Origin of the sequence: Bradyrhizobium quebecense, assembly GCF_013373795.3 — a bacterium.
Taxonomy (GTDB): Bacteria; Pseudomonadota; Alphaproteobacteria; order Rhizobiales; family Xanthobacteraceae; genus Bradyrhizobium; species Bradyrhizobium quebecense.
In genome coordinates this window covers 466,694-484,238 of record NZ_CP088022.1, presented here as the reverse complement: position 1 = coordinate 484,238, position 17,545 = coordinate 466,694, and the positions used below count along the sequence as shown (strand labels likewise).

The 17,545-nt window shown below is 65.5% G+C and carries 19 protein-coding genes; 8 read left to right on the top strand and 11 right to left on the bottom strand.

All coding sequences use genetic code 11. The features are described 5' to 3' along the window. Positions 1-48: 48 nt before the first annotated feature. The gene (locus tag HU230_RS02450) at positions 49-1,707 is read right to left on the bottom strand and encodes an electron transfer flavoprotein-ubiquinone oxidoreductase (RefSeq protein ID WP_092124577.1); all 1,659 of its coding nucleotides are present in this window, start codon (positions 1,705-1,707) and stop codon (positions 49-51) included. A 192-nt stretch (positions 1,708-1,899) separates the two neighbouring features. Between HU230_RS02450 and HU230_RS02445 the strand changes: the two genes are divergently transcribed. Then, on the top strand, positions 1,900-2,709 hold the full coding sequence (locus HU230_RS02445) for a uracil-DNA glycosylase (protein ID WP_176535174.1): 810 nt from the start codon (positions 1,900-1,902) through the stop codon (positions 2,707-2,709). A 33-nt stretch (positions 2,710-2,742) separates the two neighbouring features. Here the strand turns inward: HU230_RS02445 and HU230_RS02440 are convergent, their stop codons facing one another. The 4 genes from HU230_RS02440 to HU230_RS02425 all read right to left on the bottom strand — a co-directional run bounded on the left by HU230_RS02440 (position 2,743) and on the right by HU230_RS02425 (position 7,148). After that, a complete protein-coding gene (locus HU230_RS02440) occupies positions 2,743-4,248 on the bottom strand; it encodes a glycosyltransferase family 39 protein (RefSeq protein WP_176533129.1) in 1,506 nt (501 codons plus the stop codon). A 324-nt stretch (positions 4,249-4,572) separates the two neighbouring features. Beyond that, complete coding sequence (locus HU230_RS02435; protein ID WP_176533130.1) at positions 4,573-5,349, bottom strand: ribonuclease HII; 777 nt, start codon at positions 5,347-5,349, stop codon at positions 4,573-4,575. Positions 5,350-5,427: 78 nt separating this feature from the next. Then, complete coding sequence (locus tag HU230_RS02430; protein WP_176533131.1) at positions 5,428-5,874, bottom strand: VOC family protein; 447 nt, start codon at positions 5,872-5,874, stop codon at positions 5,428-5,430. 107 nt (positions 5,875-5,981) lie between these two features. Beyond that, on the bottom strand, positions 5,982-7,148 hold the full coding sequence (locus HU230_RS02425) for a PA0069 family radical SAM protein (protein ID WP_176533132.1): 1,167 nt from the start codon (positions 7,146-7,148) through the stop codon (positions 5,982-5,984). Positions 7,149-7,311: 163 nt separating this feature from the next. Here HU230_RS02425 and HU230_RS02420 point away from each other — a divergent pair, with 163 nt between their 5' ends. Both HU230_RS02420 and HU230_RS02415 read left to right on the top strand, forming a co-directional pair. Further along, on the top strand, positions 7,312-7,881 hold the full coding sequence (locus HU230_RS02420; RefSeq protein WP_176533133.1) for a glycosyltransferase family protein: 570 nt from the start codon (positions 7,312-7,314) through the stop codon (positions 7,879-7,881). Positions 7,882-7,974: 93 nt separating this feature from the next. Further along, positions 7,975-8,916 carry a bifunctional helix-turn-helix transcriptional regulator/GNAT family N-acetyltransferase gene (locus HU230_RS02415; RefSeq protein WP_176533134.1) on the top strand — a complete coding sequence of 314 codons (942 nt, stop codon included), beginning with the start codon at positions 7,975-7,977 and terminating at the stop codon, positions 8,914-8,916. A 65-nt stretch (positions 8,917-8,981) separates the two neighbouring features. Here the strand turns inward: HU230_RS02415 and moaB are convergent, their stop codons facing one another. The 3 genes from moaB to HU230_RS02400 form a co-directional block, all read right to left on the bottom strand. Further along, positions 8,982-9,542, bottom strand: coding sequence for a molybdenum cofactor biosynthesis protein B (moaB, locus tag HU230_RS02410; RefSeq protein ID WP_176533135.1), 561 nt, complete (start codon positions 9,540-9,542; stop codon positions 8,982-8,984). Between the two features lie 187 nt (positions 9,543-9,729). Then, positions 9,730-10,665, bottom strand: a complete 936-nt coding sequence (gene ypfJ, locus HU230_RS02405) for a KPN_02809 family neutral zinc metallopeptidase (RefSeq protein ID WP_176533136.1) — start codon at positions 10,663-10,665, stop codon at positions 9,730-9,732. Beyond that, complete coding sequence (locus tag HU230_RS02400; protein WP_176533137.1) at positions 10,655-10,936, bottom strand: hypothetical protein; 282 nt, start codon at positions 10,934-10,936, stop codon at positions 10,655-10,657. Before HU230_RS02400 ends, ypfJ begins: the two co-directional genes overlap by 11 nt. A gap of 108 nt (positions 10,937-11,044) precedes the next feature. On the opposite strand from HU230_RS02400, the gene HU230_RS02395 reads away from it, so the two are divergent. From HU230_RS02395 to HU230_RS02385, 3 genes are all read left to right on the top strand, one after another. Then, on the top strand, positions 11,045-12,178 hold the full coding sequence (locus HU230_RS02395) for a site-specific DNA-methyltransferase (protein WP_176533138.1): 1,134 nt from the start codon (positions 11,045-11,047) through the stop codon (positions 12,176-12,178). A 313-nt stretch (positions 12,179-12,491) separates the two neighbouring features. After that, entirely contained in the window at positions 12,492-12,818 is a 327-nt protein-coding gene (locus HU230_RS02390) for a hypothetical protein (protein WP_176533139.1), read from the top strand. Positions 12,819-12,951: 133 nt separating this feature from the next. Continuing rightward, the gene (locus HU230_RS02385; RefSeq protein ID WP_176533140.1) at positions 12,952-13,638 is read left to right on the top strand and encodes a glutathione S-transferase family protein; all 687 of its coding nucleotides are present in this window, start codon (positions 12,952-12,954) and stop codon (positions 13,636-13,638) included. A 67-nt stretch (positions 13,639-13,705) separates the two neighbouring features. On the opposite strand, the gene HU230_RS02380 is transcribed toward HU230_RS02385, so the two are convergent. Both HU230_RS02380 and HU230_RS02375 read right to left on the bottom strand, forming a co-directional pair. Further along, positions 13,706-13,861: a DUF1127 domain-containing protein gene (locus HU230_RS02380; protein WP_176533141.1), complete on the bottom strand. Its 156-nt coding sequence runs from the start codon at positions 13,859-13,861 to the stop codon at positions 13,706-13,708. Between the two features lie 2 nt (positions 13,862-13,863). Further along, positions 13,864-14,307, bottom strand: a complete 444-nt coding sequence (locus tag HU230_RS02375) for a nuclear transport factor 2 family protein (RefSeq protein WP_176533142.1) — start codon at positions 14,305-14,307, stop codon at positions 13,864-13,866. Between the two features lie 152 nt (positions 14,308-14,459). On the opposite strand from HU230_RS02375, the gene HU230_RS02370 reads away from it, so the two are divergent. Beyond that, positions 14,460-15,374 (top strand): LysR family transcriptional regulator, encoded by a 915-nt coding sequence (locus tag HU230_RS02370; RefSeq protein WP_176533143.1) that lies wholly within the window; start codon positions 14,460-14,462, stop codon positions 15,372-15,374. Positions 15,375-15,442: 68 nt separating this feature from the next. On the opposite strand, the gene HU230_RS02365 is transcribed toward HU230_RS02370, so the two are convergent. Beyond that, positions 15,443-16,063 carry a glutathione S-transferase family protein gene (locus tag HU230_RS02365; RefSeq protein ID WP_176533144.1) on the bottom strand — a complete coding sequence of 207 codons (621 nt, stop codon included), beginning with the start codon at positions 16,061-16,063 and terminating at the stop codon, positions 15,443-15,445. Positions 16,064-16,235: 172 nt separating this feature from the next. Here HU230_RS02365 and HU230_RS02360 point away from each other — a divergent pair, with 172 nt between their 5' ends. Next, positions 16,236-17,504 carry a flavin-dependent oxidoreductase gene (locus tag HU230_RS02360; RefSeq protein ID WP_176533145.1) on the top strand — a complete coding sequence of 423 codons (1,269 nt, stop codon included), beginning with the start codon at positions 16,236-16,238 and terminating at the stop codon, positions 17,502-17,504. The last annotated feature ends 41 nt before the right edge of the window (positions 17,505-17,545 follow it).

Below are 17,545 nucleotides of genomic sequence, written 5' to 3'. Positions count from 1 at the left end.
ATCGACCTCACGCAAATTTGGTCGGCCGCGTCAGCCTCACCCTTGGCCTTACATCGCCTCGTAGTTCGGTCCGCCGCCGCCCTCCGGAGGAACCCAGGTGATGTTGCCGTTGGGGTCCTTCACGTCGCAGGTTTTGCAGTGGACGCAGTTCTGGGCGTTGATCTGGAAGCGCGGGCCGGCCGATTCCTCGACCCACTCATAGACACCGGCCGGGCAATAGCGGTTCGAGGGACCGGCGAACACGTCGTGCTCCGACGTCTTCTGCAGGTTCATGTCGGCGACCTTGAGATGGACCGGCTGGTCCTCCTCATGGTTGGTGTTGGACAGGAACACCGACGACAGTTTGTCGAACGAGATCTTGCCGTCCGGCTTCGGATAGGCGATCGGCTGGTGCTGCTTGGACGGATCGAGCGTCTTGCGGTCCGGCTTGGCGTGCGACTGGGTGCCGAACAGCGAGAAGCCGAGCGTGTTGCACCACATGTCGAAGCCGGAGAGCGCCATTCCGAGCAGGTTGCCGAACTTCGACAGCAGCGGCTTGGCGTTGCGGACCTTGAACAGGTCCTTGCCGATCGCTGAAGAACGCCAGGCATTCTCGTACTCGACGAGCTCGTCGTTGGCACGACCGGCGCCGAGCGCGGCTGCGACGTGCTCGGCGGCGAGCATGCCGGAGCCCATCGCATTGTGGACGCCCTTGATGCGCGGGACGTTGACGAAGCCGGCCGCGCAGCCGATCAGAGCGCCGCCCGGGAAGGAGAGCCGCGGCACCGACTGGTAGCCGCCCTCGGTGATGGCGCGCGCACCATAGGCAAGCCGCTTGCCGCCTTCGAACAGCTCGCGGATATCGGGATGCGTCTTCATGCGCTGGAATTCGTCGAACGGCGACAGGTACGGGTCGTTGTAGTTCAGGTGCACGACGAAGCCGACCGCGACGCGGTTGTCGTCGTAATGATAGAGGAACGAGCCGCCGCCGGTCTTGTCGTTCAGCGGCCATCCGAGCGTATGCTGAACCCGTCCCTTGCGGTGCTTGGCCGGATCGATCTGCCAGACTTCCTTGAGCCCGATGCCGAATTTCGGCGGCTCAGAGTTGGCGTCGAGCTTGAACTTCGCGATCAGCTGCTTCGACAGCGAGCCGCGTGCGCCTTCGGCGAACAGCGTGTACTTGCCGAGCAGCTCCATGCCGCGGGTGTAGGAATCCTTGTGGCTGCCGTCCTTGGCGATGCCCATGTCGCCGGTCGCGATGCCGCGCACCGCGCCCTTGTCGTCATAGAGCACCTCGGTGGCGGCGAAGCCCGGATAGATCTCGACGCCGAGCGCTTCCGCCTTTGGTGCGAGCCAGCGGCAGACATTGCCGAGCGAGCCGATATAGTTGTGATGATTGTGCATCAACGGCGGCATGATGAAGTTCGGAATGCGGAACCAGCCTTGCGACGTCGTCCAGTAGAAGCGGTCTTCCTTGACCTGCGTCTTCAGCGGACAGTCCGCGTCCTCGCGCCAGTCCGGGATCAGTTTGTCGAGCGACACCGGATCGATCACCGCACCCGACAGGATGTGCGCGCCGACCTCGGAGCCCTTCTCCACCACGACGATCGAGAGCTCGGGATTGAGCTGCTTCAGCCGGATCGCGGCCGACAGGCCCGACGGGCCGGCGCCGACGATGACGACATCGAATTCCATAGACTCGCGCGGGGGAAGGTCTTCAGCACTCATGATCTTGATCTCAGCCCATTGAGAACGCTTCTAAGCTTTTCAAAAGTCGTTGTTTCCGATTTTTGGCGGAAGGACAACCATGGAATTGCGCTTCCATGGCTTGGCACGGCCCGGATACCGCAGAGAATAATCTTTTCCGAAATCGAGCCTCCACTTTTCTCCTCCATGCTCTAGATTGCAGCTATCATGGCCCTGACGCCCGAGCCCACCCCTACACTGCAGCAATTGCTGGCCTTTTACCTCGAGGCCGGGGTCGATTGCGCGCTTGGCGACGAGCCGATCAACCGGCTGGAAGAGCCCGAGCCAGTTCCCGCCCCCGCCGCGCCGCGTCCAGCTGCGCTCAATCCGCTGCGCCCGCCACCGATGCCGGCCGTTCCGCGCAGCGAAATCACCATCGCGCCGGACGCCGCAATCGCCTCCGCGCGCGAGGCCGCACGCACCGCGCCGACGCTTGAAGCCTTGCGCACGCTGATGGAGACATTCGACGGCTGCGCGCTGAAGCACACCGCGACCCGGCTGGTGTTCGCCGATGGCAATCCACAGGCGCGCGTGATGTTCGTCGGCGAGGCGCCGGGGCGCGACGAGGACATCGAGGGGCTGCCGTTCGTCGGCCGCTCCGGCAAGCTGCTCGACCGCATGATCGCGGCGATCGGGCTCGATCGCAGCAAGGCCTATATCGCCAACGTCATCCCGTGGCGGCCGCCGGGCAACCGGACGCCGACGCCGCAGGAGACGCAGGTCTGCCTGCCCTTCATCCAGCGCCATATCGAGCTGGTGAATCCCGACGTGCTGGTGACGCTCGGCAATCCCTCGACGCAGGCGCTGCTCGGCACGCGCGAGGGCATCATGCGCACGCGCGGCAAATGGATCGATTACGACACCGGCACGCGCACGATCCGCGCCGTCGCCACCTTCCATCCGGCCTATCTGCTGCGCTCGCCGTCGTACAAGAGATTGTCGTGGCAGGATTTGCGTGCGATCGCGAAGGTGCTTGCTTCGTAGGATGGGTAACCCATCCTACAAATCTGCGGATTCTTACCCCTTCGGCCGTACGATCGCCCAGCCGATCCGCAGCACCGGCTGCCGGCCGTTGACCAGCCGATCGAATGAGCGCGGCACTTCCGGCACCAGGCCAGGGAAGCGCTGCGCGAGTTCGGGCGGCGGCGTGCCGGCGGTGTCCTGCGCGCGCCAGACCACGACGCCGCCGGTCTCGTTGAATTTTGCGACCGACAGCCACGGCGTCCGTTGCGGCGCGGCGTCGAGCAGCAGATGCGGACGGCGCCCGTTCATCGCAATCAGGCTGGCGAGTTCGGGATCACCGGCGACCGCGCGCAGGCGGTGGTTGGTACGGCGTTCATAGCTGTCGTCGAAGAAACGTCCCATCGCGGCTGCCGGCAGCGCGGTCGGCACCTCGGTGGTGCTGGTCCAGGGCAGGAACAGCGCCGCCGCCAGCGCGACCGCGGCGGGCGCAGCGACAGCGAAGGCCCACACCGAGCGCAGCAGCCGCTGCCGCCTGAGATGGATCAGGTCGCCGGTCGCGACGACGACCGCGAGCCCCGACATCAGGAGCGCCACGCCGGCGCCGCCGAAGGCGCGATCCAGATCGAACAGCCCGGAGACGAAGCTGCTCACGATTGCCGGCGCGAACGCGAAGAAATAAACGAAGTGCTGCGCCAGCGGACTGACCGGCGGACGGTAGATGATCGGGGCATCCTCACGGTCGCGGGCGAACCAGCGCGAATTGAGGATCGCCAGCAGCACGATCGCACCCGTCGCCACGATCAGCCCGCCGAGCACGACGCCCCAGCGCAGCGCGCGCGCCTTGAGATCGGCAGCCGCGGGCAAGGCCGGCAGCGCCAGCACGTCGGCGCGGACCAGCCAGATCAGATAGGGCAGCGCCAACACGATGATGACCAGCAGCGCATAGAGCGGATCGACCGCGCGCAGCGTGCGTCGCCCGCGCTCGGTTGCGAGCGCAAAGCCGACCACGAGCAGGATCATACCCAGCGCCGCCGGCGTCGTCAGCAGCAGCAGGCCGCAATCGATCGACCAGGCGAACCAGGCAGCGCGCCGGTCCAGCCCGATCAATTGCCAGGAATGCAGCAGCAGGAGCGCCCACAGCGGACGCGCCAGGATCAGCGGCCCGAACTCGACGCTTGGCGAGGAAAACACCACGACCGTCATCGACAGCAGCACCGCCAGCACGCCCTGCGGACCGCCGACGATGGCACGCGCCAATTGGTAGAAGGCGATGAAGGTGGCGATCTCGCAGACCTGCGCCAGCAGATAGACCCCGAACACGTGATTGCCGGCCGCGCGGAAGGCGATGTCGGCGAGCCAGAACGAAAGCGGCGGCCCCATGTCGGTGCCGACCTGATATTCGCGGCCGAAGGCGAGGACGGTGGCGAGATTGCCGGGCGGGCTGCCGTAGAAGATCAGCGGCACGAGCAGCCAGATCGCGGCCTGCACCAGCACCACGACCCACACCACGAGGCGCGGCCGGGCGCGGATCAGTTCGACAACCAGGGAGGTAAACCGCATGAAACGCCTGAAATGCCCCAGCCACCGCGTCAGCGGCGCCATCTGATCCCTGAAGGTTTTGATAAACGGCGGCGGCGGTCGAGGCAACCGGGCGCGGATGGATCCACGGTGCAAAGTTAAATGCAGGTGTCATGCCCCGCGAAGGCGGGGCATCCAGTACGCCGCGGCTTCTCGATCGAAAACGACTGTCTGTGGAGTACTGGATCGCCCGGTCCCCTCTCCGCCAAGGCTTCGACGAGGCCACGCACCCCTGGCGCGCCGAAGCTTTTGCGGAGGCGGCAAGCCGGGCGATGACAGCGGTGGGTGGATTGGCGCCGTCGCGCGCTATGCCGCCGCGGATGCCGCGGCTTCGCTTTCGGCGTCCACCTTGAACAGGTCAGGCTCGGCCGGGACCGGGAAGTGCTTCAGCCGCGCGGCGACGACGGGGGCGAAGAAGCTGCGGTGATGGCTGCTCGGCCCGAGCCGGTCCAGCGCCTCGAGGTGCTCGGGGACGCCATAGCCCTTGTGCTGCTCGAAACCGTAGCCGGGGCAATCCAGCGCCAGCGCGCACATCAGGCGGTCGCGCGTCACCTTGGCAATGATCGAGGCCGCCGCGATCGAGGCCACAATGCCGTCGCCGCCGATCACGGCATCACAGTCGCAGGGGGTCGCGAGCTTGTCGCGGCCGTCGACGAAGACGTGTTTCGGCATTTCCGGCAGCGCATGGACGGCGCGCGCCAGCGCCCACAGCGAGGCGCGCAGGATGTTGTCGCGGTCGATTCGCGCCGGCGAAGCCACCGCGACCGAGAACGCGGCGGTCGCGCAAATCTCCTCGAACAATTCCTCGCGGCGCTCGGCGGTCAGCCGCTTGGAATCATCGAGCCCCTTGGGAACGCGAGCAGGATCCAGCACCACGGCGGCGGCGACCACCGGACCAGCCAGCGGGCCGCGCCCGGCCTCGTCGCAGCCGGCGACCGGCCAGACGCCCCGCTTGAACAGCGCGCGCTCGCGCCGAAAGCTCGGCCGCGTCACGGCGATGACGCGCTTGTCCGGCCCGGCTGATTTGGCCGGCGCCTTTTTCGACGTGGCTTTTGACGCGCTTTTGGAGTTATCCCGAATCATGCGGGGATGGTGATCAAGCCGGCTCCCCGGCGCAACCGGGAACCCGTCGCCCTTCCCCGTTATTCAATTCGGCTCGCTCTAATCCGGGATGGACACCCGCCTGTTCTCGAGAACCTCGAAGCCTGGCGCGCGCACCACTTCCCAGGCGTGGCCGTCGGGATCGCCGAAATAGCCGCAATAACCGCCATAGCTCGTCGGTTGCGCGGGCTTGAGCAATGTGGCGCCTTTCGACAGCGCAAATGCCATCACGCGATCGACCTCGGCATCGTCGTTGCAGTTCCAGGCAATCGCAACGCCGTGGAACGCTGAAGGCCGCGGCTGATCCGGCAATCCGGCATCGGCGGCGAGCAGATGCCATGGGAACAGCCCGAGCACGCTGCCGCCGGTCTCGAAGAAGGCAACCTCCTCGCCGGTCGCGCGCATCTTTCTGGTGAAGCCGAGCGATTCGTAAAAGGCGATGCTGGCGCGCATGTCGCTGACGCCGAGCGTGAGGACGGTGAAGCGGGCGGGCGGGGCGTTACTCATGTTTACCTTTCCCGTCATTGCGAGCCAAGCGAAGCAATCCATCGTACCGCATATACCTGAGCGTGGATTGCTTCGTCGCTTCGCTCCTCGCAATGACGCCTGTGGTATCAGAACAAACTGAGCTGCAGCCCGCTGCGCTTCGGCTTGGCGAAGTGATCGGTGGTCAGCTTGGTGCGCCGCTTGTTGAGGCCGAGCTTTTCGCAGGCGATCTCGAAACGGCGGCCGATCATCCAGGCCATCGGGCCGGTGCCCTTCATCCTTGTGCCCCATTGCGAGTCGTAATCGCGGCCGCCGCGCATGTCGCGGATCAGCGTGAAGACATGACGATAGCGGTCGGGATAGTTCGCCATCAGCCATTCGCGGAACAGATCGCGCACCTCGAGCGGCAGCCGCAGCAGCACATAGCTCGCCTCCCTGGCGCCGGCATGCACGGCGGCATCGAGGATGCGCTCGATCTCGGAATCGTTCAGCGCCGGGATCACGGGCGCGACCATCACGGTGGTCGGGATACCGGCATCCGCGAGCCGCTTGATCGCCTCGAGCCGTTTCGACGGGGTCGAGGCGCGCGGCTCCATGGTGCGGGCGAGTTTCGGGTCGAGCGTCGTCACCGAGAGCGCGACCTTGGCGAGATTGCGCTTGGCCATCCGCGCCAGGATGTCGATGTCGCGGGTCACCAGCGCCGACTTGGTGACGATGCCGACCGGGTGACCGGCGCGCTCCAGCACCTCGAGGATGCCGCGCATGATCTTCCGTTCGCGCTCGATCGGCTGATACGGATCGGTGTTGGTGCCGATCGCGATCATCCGCGCCTCGTAGCCTGGCGCGGCAAGCTCCTTCTCGAGCAACTCGGGTGCGTCCGGCTTGGCGAACAGCTTCGACTCGAAGTCGAGGCCCGGCGACAGGCCGAGATAGGCGTGGGTCGGCCGCGCGAAGCAATAGACGCAGCCGTGCTCGCAGCCGCGATAGGGATTGATCGAGCGGTCGAAGCCGATGTCGGGCGAGTCGTTGCGGGTGATCACCTTGCGCGAGGTGTCGAGCGCCACGGTGGTCTGGAACGGCGGCAGGTCGTCGAGGCTCTGCCAGCCATCGTCGAAGGCAACCCGCGCCTCGGCCTCGTAGCGGCCGCTGGCGTTGGACTGCGCGCCGCGGCCGCGCCGCCGCTCGCGCTCGATCGCGACCGCAAGCTCGGGAAAAGGGGTGGCTGCACCCGCCGGGTTATCGGAGGGCGCCGTTACCGGCGGGTGCTTGAGGGCATGAGAGGATGCTCGGCTCATGCTTTGAAGCTAACACAGCCCGAGAACAAATCAAGAACGCGAGCTGAGAAAATCCACAAAGTGATGGCGTAAAAATCTGCAGGCGAAAAGGCTGCTTTGAATATGACAAGGTGATAACACGGCCGGAGTTTCTCCACCGTTTGAGCCAGCGAAGCCTCAAATCATGCTGAGCGTGATCATCCCCACCGACGGAGTCGAGCGCACCGCGGTCGCAACGCTGGCCGCGCTGGTGCCGGGCGCGGCCGCCGGCGTCATCCGCGAGGTACTGCTGGTCGACCGCGCCAATAGCGACGTGATGGAGCGCGTTGCCGACATCGCCGGCTGTCACTTCCTGCGTTTCGAGGGCACGCGCGCCGCGGCGCTCGCGGCAGGCGCCAGGCAGGCGCGTTCGCCCTGGCTGATGTTCCTGCATCCGGGCGCGGTGCTCGATGCCGGCTGGATCGAGGAGACCACCCAGTTCATCCAGATGGTGGCGGCAAGCGGCAAGGACCGCGCCGGCATCTTCCGCTACGCCCGCGCGCCCTACACCGACCCCGGTCTGCGCGACGGCCTCAAATTCGTGGCCCGGATGATCACCGGCCCCTCGGCCGAACAGGGCCTTCTGATCGCGCGCGAGCATTACGAGCGGATCGGCGGCTACCGGCCGGACGCCCGCCGCTCCGAGGCGCGGCTGCTGCGCCGGCTCGGCCGCTCCTCCCGCACCATGCTGCGCAGCAGGATCATGGTGGCGTAAGGCATAGTCAAGCCAAGCAGGCACCGGTTCGCGCCAAGCAACCGCGTTAGAAAGCGCTTGCGGATTATTTGATTCCGTCAAATAATATGTTTGATGAAATCAAACTCCCATGACGCCGCTCTCGAGAGCCAGGTCGCCGCGGTCCGCGGCTTCAGCCGGTTCTATACCCGCAAGCTCGGCATCATCGAGCCGAAGCTGCTGCATTCCCCGTTCACCTTGCAGGAAGCGCGGATCATCTACGAGCTCGCGCATCGCACGGATTGCACCGCGACCGATCTGGTGCGCGATCTCGACCTCGATGCCGGCTTCGTCAGCCGCACGCTACAGGCACTGCAGCGCCGCCAGATCGTGACCCGCAAGCCGTCAAAGGCCGACAAGCGCGTCAACGAGGTGGCCCTCACCGCCAAGGGCCGCACTGCTGCCGCCGATCTCGACCGCCGCTCGCGCAACGAGGTCGGCGCGCTGCTGAAGCAGATGGACGGCGACCGCCGTGCGGCCGTGGTGAGCGCCATGAGCACGATCGAGCAGTCGCTGGAGCCGCCGGCCGGGAAGCCGGTGGGTTTCCTGCTGCGCAGTCACCGCGTCGGCGACATCGGCTGGGTGATCTCGCAACAGGGACGCGCCTACGCGGAGGAATATGGCTGGGACATCAGCTACGAGGCATTGGTGGCCGAGATCTGCGCGCAGTTTCTGCGATCGTTCGATCCGGCCCGTGAGCATTGCTGGATCGCGGAGGTCGACGGCGAGCCGGTCGGCTCGGTCTTCCTGGTCAACGGCGGCGACGGAATCGCCAAGCTGCGGCTGCTGGCGGTGGAGGAGAAGGCGCGCGGGCTCGGCGTCGGCCGCGCGCTGGTCGAGCAATGCATCCGCTCCGCACGCGAGATGGGCTACGGGAAGATGACGCTGTGGACCCAGAGCATCCTGCTCGCCGCGCGCGGCATCTATGCACGTGCCGGCTTTCAGCGGGTTAAGGAAGAGAAGCACCACAGCTTTGGCGTCGACCTGGTCGGGGAGACGTGGGAGTTGGATCTTTAGAACTTCATATCTCGTCATTCGGGGATGCGCCGTTAGGCGCAGGCCCGGAACGACGACGGTGGTGTCTACACGCTCGCGCCCTTGGCCTTCGGGCGGCGCAAATGTTCATCCAGCCGCGGCATGATCTCGACGAAATTGCAGGGCCGCGTGCGGTAATCGAGCTGCGCGGCCAGGATGCCGTCCCAGCCGTCGCGGCAGGCGCCGGGCGAACCGGGCAGGCAGAAGATGAAGGTCGCGCCCGCAACGCCGGCGGTGGCGCGGCTCTGGATCGTCGATGCCCCGATCTTGGCATGGCTCAGCATGTGGAAGGCGATCGAAAAGCCGTCCATCCGCTTCTCGAACAGCGGCTCGACTGCCTCCGGCGTCACGTCGCGGCCGGTAAAGCCGGTGCCGCCGGTGGTGATGACGGCATCGACGCCCGGATCGGCGATCCAGCGCCGGATCAGGGCGCGGATCGCCTCGACGTCGTCGGTGACGATCTCGCGTGCCGCGAGCTTGTGGCCGGCCGCGGTGAGACGGTCGGCCAACGTGGTGCCCGACTTGTCATCCGCCAGCGTGCGGGTGTCGGAAATCGTCAGCACCGCAATGTTGAGCGGGATGAACGTTTTGGATTCGTCGATCGACATGGCTTGCTCTCTCGCTCCCTCTCCCGCTTGCGGGGGAGGGTTGGGGTGGGGGTGTCGCCGCGAGTCGGAGCCTTTGCGAGGAGAGAGCCCCCACCCGCATCGCATCTGAAGATGCGATGCGACCTCCCCCGCGAGCGGGAGAGGTGAACCGAAATCGCGGCTACACCCGGCGATCAATCAACAATGACTAGCCGTTGCCGCCGAACGTGTTGCAGGCCTGCACGGTGCCCTGCTGGTAGCCAGTCATGAACCATTGCTTGCGCTGCGCGGCGGAGCCGTGGGTAAAGGAATCAGGCACCACCCTGCCCGTCGCCTGCCGTTGCAGCGTGTCGTCGCCGATCGCGTTCGCCGTGGTCAGCGCGGCGTCGATGTCGCCGGCCTCGAGGAAGCCCGGCCGCTTCTTCTCCTCGCGGTTGACCCAGATGCCGGAGAGGCAATCGGCCTGCAACTCGACCTTGACCTGAAGCGCGTTGGCCTCGGCCTTGCTGCCCGCCTGCTGCTGCAGCCGGTTCACCCGCGGGATGATGCCGAGCAGGTTCTGGATGTGATGGCCGGCCTCATGCGCGATGATATAGGCCGCAGTGAACTTGCAGGCGTTGCCGGAGCAGCCGCGGAAGCGCGTCTCGACCTCGCGGAAGAAGCCGGTGTCGAGGAATATGGTCTTGTCCGGCGGGCAGTAGAACGGTCCCATCGCCGACTGCGCCATGCCGCAGCGGCCGCCATTGGTGGCGTTGCGGAACAGCACGATCTTCGGACCGGTGTAGGTCTGGCCCGAGGCCTGGAAGATCTCGCTCCAGCGATCGTCGATCTCGCCGAGGATGCCGGCGATCATGCTGCCCATCTCGTCGGTCGGCGCGCCGCGTTTGGCCTGCCCGCCCGACGACTGCCGATCGGTCTGATAGGTCGGAGCCTGGCCGCCGCCGGTGAGAATCTCGGCGCCGCCGATCAGGATCCGCGGATCGATGCCGAAGGCATAGCCGAGCAGGCCGAGCACGATGACCGTGCCGATGCCGAGCCCGCCACCGCCGCCCATCGGAATCCCGAAGCCGCCACCACCGCCGCCGCCGCTGTCGTCGCGACGGTCTTCGATATCGTCGCTGCGGCGGAAATCATCATAGCGCATGGCGGTTTCCCTTCATTCCAGTCGGCGCCCCAATGCGGGACACACCACCTAAAATTTCCATTCTGTTAATCAATATCCTGCCCGGCAAAAATTGCCTAGTCGTTAGACGCGCATCCTTTGCAGTGCGAACCGCTGCAAGCAGCGGCAATTTACCGGCCGAATCGTGCCGGTTTGATGATCCGCAAAATTTTTCGCCGAACGCGCTGATGTTGCAGCACAACGCCAACGACAATGCGCCACGCCGTTCGAAAGCTGCTGCAATCTTTTGCATGAACATTTCCAATTAAGTCGATTTTTACTTTGCCGGGTCAATGTGGCGCCAGTCGGTTGTTTAGTCCCGCGTCGCCGACAGCGTCGCCTGAGTCAGAGTTCTTGAGTCATGGTAGTGTCGCGTCGCGGGGCGTCTGCAAGGGCGCCCCGCACTAAATTTGAGAGTGCCCCGTCGAGCCACATCGTCATTGGCGATTGCGTGGCCGAGTTGTCGAAGCTTCAGGCCGGCTCGGTCGACCTGGTCTTCGCGGATCCTCCCTACAATCTGCAGCTCAAGGGCGATCTCAAACGCCCCGACGAATCGCATGTCGATGCCGTCAACGACGACTGGGACAAGTTCTCGTCGTTCGCTGCCTATGACGATTTCACCCGCGCCTGGCTGCTCGCCTGCCGCCGCGTGATGAAGCCGTCGGCAACGCTCTGGGTGATCGGCTCCTATCACAATATCTTCCGCGTCGGCGCGATCATGCAGGACCTCGGCTTCTGGCTCCTGAACGACATCGTGTGGCGCAAGTCCAATCCGATGCCGAACTTCCGCGGCCGCCGCTTCACCAACGCGCACGAGACCATGATCTGGGCCGCGCGCGACGAGAAGGCCAAGGGCTACACCTTCAATTACGAAGCGCTGAAGGCGTCCAATGAGGACGTGCAGGCGCGCTCCGACTGGCTGATCCCGCTGTGCACCGGCGAGGAACGCCTCAAGGGCGACGACGGCAAGAAGGTCCATCCGACGCAGAAGCCCGAGCAGCTGCTCGCCCGCGTGCTGCTGTCGTCGTCGAAGCCCGGCGATCTCGTGATCGATCCGTTCAACGGCACCGGAACGACAGGCGCGGTCGCCAAAAGGCTCGGCCGCAACTATATCGGCTTCGAGCGCGACAGGACCTATGCCGCCGCCGCCGAAGCCCGTATCGCCGCGATCGAGCCGCTGCCGGTCGAGACCTTGGCCCCGTTCATGACCGCGCGCGAGGCGCCGCGGGTGGCATTCTCCGAACTGATCGAACGCGGCATGATCGTGCCCGGCGCGAAACTCGTCGATGCCAAGAAGCGCCATGGCGCACTGGTGCGCGCCGACGGCGCCATCATGCTCGGCGACAAGGTCGGCTCGATCCACCGCATCGGCGCGGTCGCGCAGGGCTCCGGCGCCTGCAACGGCTGGACCTTCTGGCACGTCGAGACCAAGACCGGCCTAAGGCTGATCGACGAGTTGCGCGCCGAGATCCGCTCCGAGATGGCGGTGGGCTGAGCGGCCGCGAATGCGGCACCGCAGGATGGGTAGAGCGAAGCGAAACCCATCGCCTTCGTGCCGTGTGATCGATGGGTATCGCTTCGCTCCACCCATCGTACGGTCCTCTATCGCTGTCATTCCGGGGCTCGCGAAGCGAGAACCCGGAATCCATCGCGCCACATAAACTGCGGCCTGATGGATTCCGGGCTCGCCGCTTCGCGGCGCCGCGGAATGACAAAAGATGACGCCGTCTTGAACGTGGCCGCCTTGTTGCGCCGCGGCGCCGGGCCTAGATTGACGTCCGTCACTTGCCGTTTCGATTGGTCGCCCGATGCGAAGACAATCCGAGACCTTGCTGCTGGTGCCGCTGTTGCCGGTCTTCCTGCTCGGCATGTTTCCGATGCTGCTGATCGGCCTGCTCGGATTCTTCGGCCTGATCATTTTCGGCATCCTGCTGGTCTGCGTCGGCCTGACGCTCGCCCTCGAGGCGCATGGCGAGTTCAATGAAGAGATCATCGTGCACGGCTATGCCCGCGGCTCCGAGCGCGCGACGCAGCTTTCCAACCTGCACGCCGCGACCCGCTCCGCCGCCGTGCTGGACGTCGCGGGCGTTGCGCTGATCGTCGCGGGTATCCTGGGCTTCTTCTGGGGCAGTTGACCAGCGCGCCACGCGACCCTGATTCACAAACTCGTCGCTTGCGCATTGCAGCGAATTTTGCGCATGAGGGGCCAAGCGGCCTTGCCCCGCCGCGTCCCGATCTCGCCGGTCACAGAACCAAGGGAGTCCCTTCATGATCAAATTCTATTTCAACGGCGCGCCGAACCCGAACAAGGTTGCCCTGTTCCTGGAAGAATCCGGCCTGCCGTTCGAGGCGATCCCGGTCGACACCCGCAAGGGCGAGCAGTTCGCGCCGGAATTCCTCAAGGTCAACCCGAACGGCAAGGTGCCGGCGATCGACGACGACGGGGTGCTGGTATTCGACTCCAACGCCATCCTGCTTTACCTCGCCGAGGAGAACGGCAAGTTCCTGCCCGCCAACACGCCGGCCAACCGCGCCGCGACGCTGTCCTGGCTGATGTTCATCGCGACAGGCCTCGGCCCCTATTCCGGCCAGGCGGTGCATTTCAAGCATTTCGCGCCGAAGGACCTCGACTACGCCAACAACCGTTACCAGTACGAGGCGCATCGCCACTACAAGATCCTCGACGATCACCTGGCGAAACAGCGCTACATGGTCGGCGACAGCTACACGATCGTCGACATGGCGTTCTGGGGCTGGGCGCGGATGGCGCCGTTCATTCTCGGCGAGGAAGGCTACGCCAAATATCCGAACGTGAAGCGGCTGGTCGACGAGATCTCGGCGCGGCCGGCGGCGGCGCGCGCGATCGCGCTGAAGGACAAGCACACCTTCAAGGCGGAAATGGACGACGCGGCCCGCGACATCATGTTCGGCCACCTCAAGTCCAAGGTGGCGTAAGCACTGCGCAGGGTGGGCAAAGACGCACAGCGCCATGCCCACCCTGCATGCTGCGATCCTTTCGCTCTCACGGTGGCCAGTACGGCCTGCCCTTGTCATACCGGCCGTGGTCGACGACGTCGACGCGGCAGATACCGATATCCTGCAACTCGCGTTCGCTCATGGCAGCAAGCTGCCGCCATGCGCGCCGGTTCTCACGCCACTGCCTGATCCAGGCGAGCACACCTAACCCGCCGCGCGAACCGCGGCCGCCGGAAGCGGACCAAGCGCCTTCTCGGTCAGCACCGAGTCGCAATATTCCCGGATCTCCTTGATCCGGCCGCCGTCGAAGCGAAACACCAGGCAATAATCGTTGTCGTAGCGCTGGCCGTCCTTGGTGAGGTTGTTGCCCTTGGCCTCGACCGCGACGATGTCGCCGTCGGCGATGAAGCGGTGGGCGATGGTGCGGCCACGCTCCACCAGCCTGGAGCGGACGTGCCCGTGCAGGTCGTTCATGATCGATTGCTTGCCGGTGAAGGTGCGCGACCAGGAATATTGCCCGGTCACGGTCCAGATCGCGTCGTCGGCGAGATTGGCCACCAGCAGCGATTTCTCGCGCACCGCGGGATCGGGATCGCCCGCGATCGCGAATATCTCCTGCACCAGTTTCTTGTTGTCGGCTGCGCTCATGGCGCGTCTCCTTGTGTTGGATTGGCTCTGATTTTCAGGCACTTCCCCGAGCGAAGCGCTATTCGCTTCGCGTGAGAACGCCTTGCCCCCGGATCATGCGGCGCCGGCGCACATTCTTCCAATCGATAGGTGGTATGATATATATTCACCTGATGAATTTGAATTCGCTTGACCTCAATCTGCTGGTCGCGCTCGACGCCCTGCTGCGCGATGCCAATGTCAGCCGCGCCGCGATGCGGCTCAATCTGTCGCAGCCCGCGACAAGCCACGCGCTGCAGCGGCTGCGCGACCTGATCGGCGATCCGCTGCTGGTGCGCAACGGCGCGCGAATGGAGCTGACGCCGCGGGCGCAGGCGCTGCGTTCACCGCTGGCACAGGCGCTCGACCAGGTGCGCACGCTGTTCGTATCTGATGATTTCGACCCCGCGCGCAGCGAACGGCATTTCCGCCTGATGATGCCCGACCTCGCGGTCGAGCTGTTGATGCCGCGGCTGATGGAAAAGGTGACGCAGCTGGCGCCGAACGTCACCATCGATGTAGTGCCGTGGCGGAGCTCCGCGATCTTCACGCCCGAGTTCGCCCGCACCATCGATCTCGTGATTTCGATCGGCAATTCCTTCAAGGGATTTCACCGCCAGCGGCTCTACACCGATATCGATGCGCTGGCAGTGCGGCGCGGTCACCCCGCCGGCGTCAAACTCAGGAAGCGCGAGGCGTTCCTCGCCGCGCGGCATATCGCCGTGATCATCCGCGGCCACAACGAGGATCTGATCGACACCTGGCTGCGCGCCAAGGGCATCCAGCGACGGATCGCGCTGGTGGTGCCGGGCTATATCGAGGCGCTGCACGTCACGGCGCGCACCGACCTCGTCGCCTTCGTGCCGCGCCGGCTGATCTCCGCGCTGGCGAAACAATTATCGCTGGTGACGGTGACGCCGCCGCTCGATCCCGGTATCGACGAGCAGCATATGTTCTATCCGACACGAGCCCAGATGGATCCCGGCTCGATCTGGCTGCGCCGGCTGATGCTGGAGACCGGACGGGAGCTGGAGACGCGCAAGGTGTAGCGGCGCGCTCCACATCTCGTCCCGGCCTTCGCCGGGACGACACCGACTTCTTGGCTTAGCTTATCCGCTTACACCTTCTGCTCGGCCAGCACCTTCTGGACCGCCGGCCGCTGCTCCATCGCGGCGCGATGCGCCTTCACCTTGGGCAGGGTCGCGATGTCGACGCCGTCGCCATCGAGCCAGAGGGTCAGCGTGTAGAGATAGGCGTCGCCGACCGTGTAGCTGTCGCCCATCACCCACGGGCCCTTCAGCATGTCGCGCTCGATCAGGTTGAAGCAGGCGCCCATGGTCTTCGGGACCATCGACTTCATGTCGGCGAACGACGTCTCCTGGGTCGCCCAGCGCGCGCCGCGCATCTTGTGGGCGTGGCAGACATGCACCGTCGAGCAGAGGTAGGAATTGAAGGCCTGCAGCTTCGCGAACGCGAAGGCGTCGTCGAGCGGCGCGAGCTTCGCCTGCGGATAGGTCTGCGCGATGTAGGCCAGCATCGCCGGCGTCTCGGTGAGCACGCCGTGGTCGGTCACCAGCGCCGGAACGCGGCCCTTCGGATTGATCTTCAGATACTCCGGGCTGTTCTGCTGGTTGATCTTGAAATCAAGCCGCTCGACCGAATAGGGCGCGCCGGCCTCGGCCAGTGCAATGTGGGACGCGAGGGCGCAGGTGCCGGGGGCGGTATAGAGCTTGAGCATGTCGTTGTCCTCTGCGGGCCTTGTCGGTTCGGTGCGAACCCGGCCTGGCTTGTTTTGGGATGCGGCGGACGTTAGCGGCAGCCCCCCTTGCCGTCCACCCCGCGCGGTGCCGCGGACCTTGCCCGCAGCGGGGCCGCCATGCGATGACCATGACCAATCGAGGGGGGGGGTCATGACTGTACTGATTGCAGGTGGCGGAATTGGCGGGCTGACGCTGGCGCTCAGCCTGCACCAGATCGGCGTGCCCTGCCGCGTGTTCGAGAGCGTGCCCGAATTGCGGCCGCTCGGCGTCGGCATCAACGTGCTGCCGCATGCGGTGCGCGAACTGATCGAGCTCGGCCTGCACGATGTGCTCGACGCATCGGCGGTGCGCACCCGCGAGCTCGCCTATTTCTCCAAGCACGGCAAACCGATCTGGAGCGAGCCGCGCGGGCTCGAGGCCGGCTATAAATGGCCGCAGTTCTCGATCCATCGTGGCCGGTTGCAGCAGCTGCTGCTTGACGCCGCGACCGAACGGCTGGGACGTGAGAACATCCTGACCAGCCATCATCTCACCGGCTGGACCGAGACCGCTGACGGCGTCCGCGCCGACTTCATCGACAAGGCGACCGGCAAGCCCGCCGGCAGCTATGACGGCGCGGTGCTGATCGCCGCCGACGGCATCCATTCGGCGGTGCGCGAGAAGCTCTATCCGCAGGAAGGGCCGCCGATCTGGAACGGCCGCATCCTGTGGCGCGGCATCACCCGCGGCAATGCCTTCCTGACCGGCCGCACCATGATCATGGCCGGCCACGAGACCCTGAAATTCGTTTGCTATCCGATCTCGAAGGAGGCCGGCCCCGACGGCAAGTTCGACATCAACTGGGTCGCCGAGCGCCACATGCCGCCGACCTATCAGTGGCGCCGCGAGGACTATAACCGCACGGCAAAACTCGACGAGTTCCTGCCGTGGTTCGAGAGCTGGAATTTCGACTGGCTCGACGTGCCCGGTTTGATCCGGAACTGTCCGCATGCCTACGAATATCCGCTGGTCGATCGCGATCCGATCCCGCAATGGACCTTCGGCCGCGTCACGCTGATGGGCGACGCCGCGCACCCGATGTACCCGATCGGCTCCAACGGCGCCTCGCAGGCGATCCTCGATGCGCGCACGCTGACGCGCGAGATCCTGGCGCATGGCCCGACGCAGGCGGCGCTGTTAGCCTATGAGGCCGAACGGCGCCCGGCAACCACCGATCTCGTGATGCTGAACCGCCGCAACGGGCCCGAACAGGTCATGCAGCTCGTCGAGGAGCGCGCACCCGACGGCTTCGGCGTCGTCACCGAGGTGCTGTCGCAGCAGGAGCTTGAAGACATCGCCGCCAACTACAAGCGCGTCGCCGGCTTCCAGGTCGAGGGGCTGAACGCCAAGCCGCCGATCGTGCAGCGGGCGGGAGCCTAAGTGCTGCGTGCATCAAAGCGCCGCTCTATGATTCCGTCACC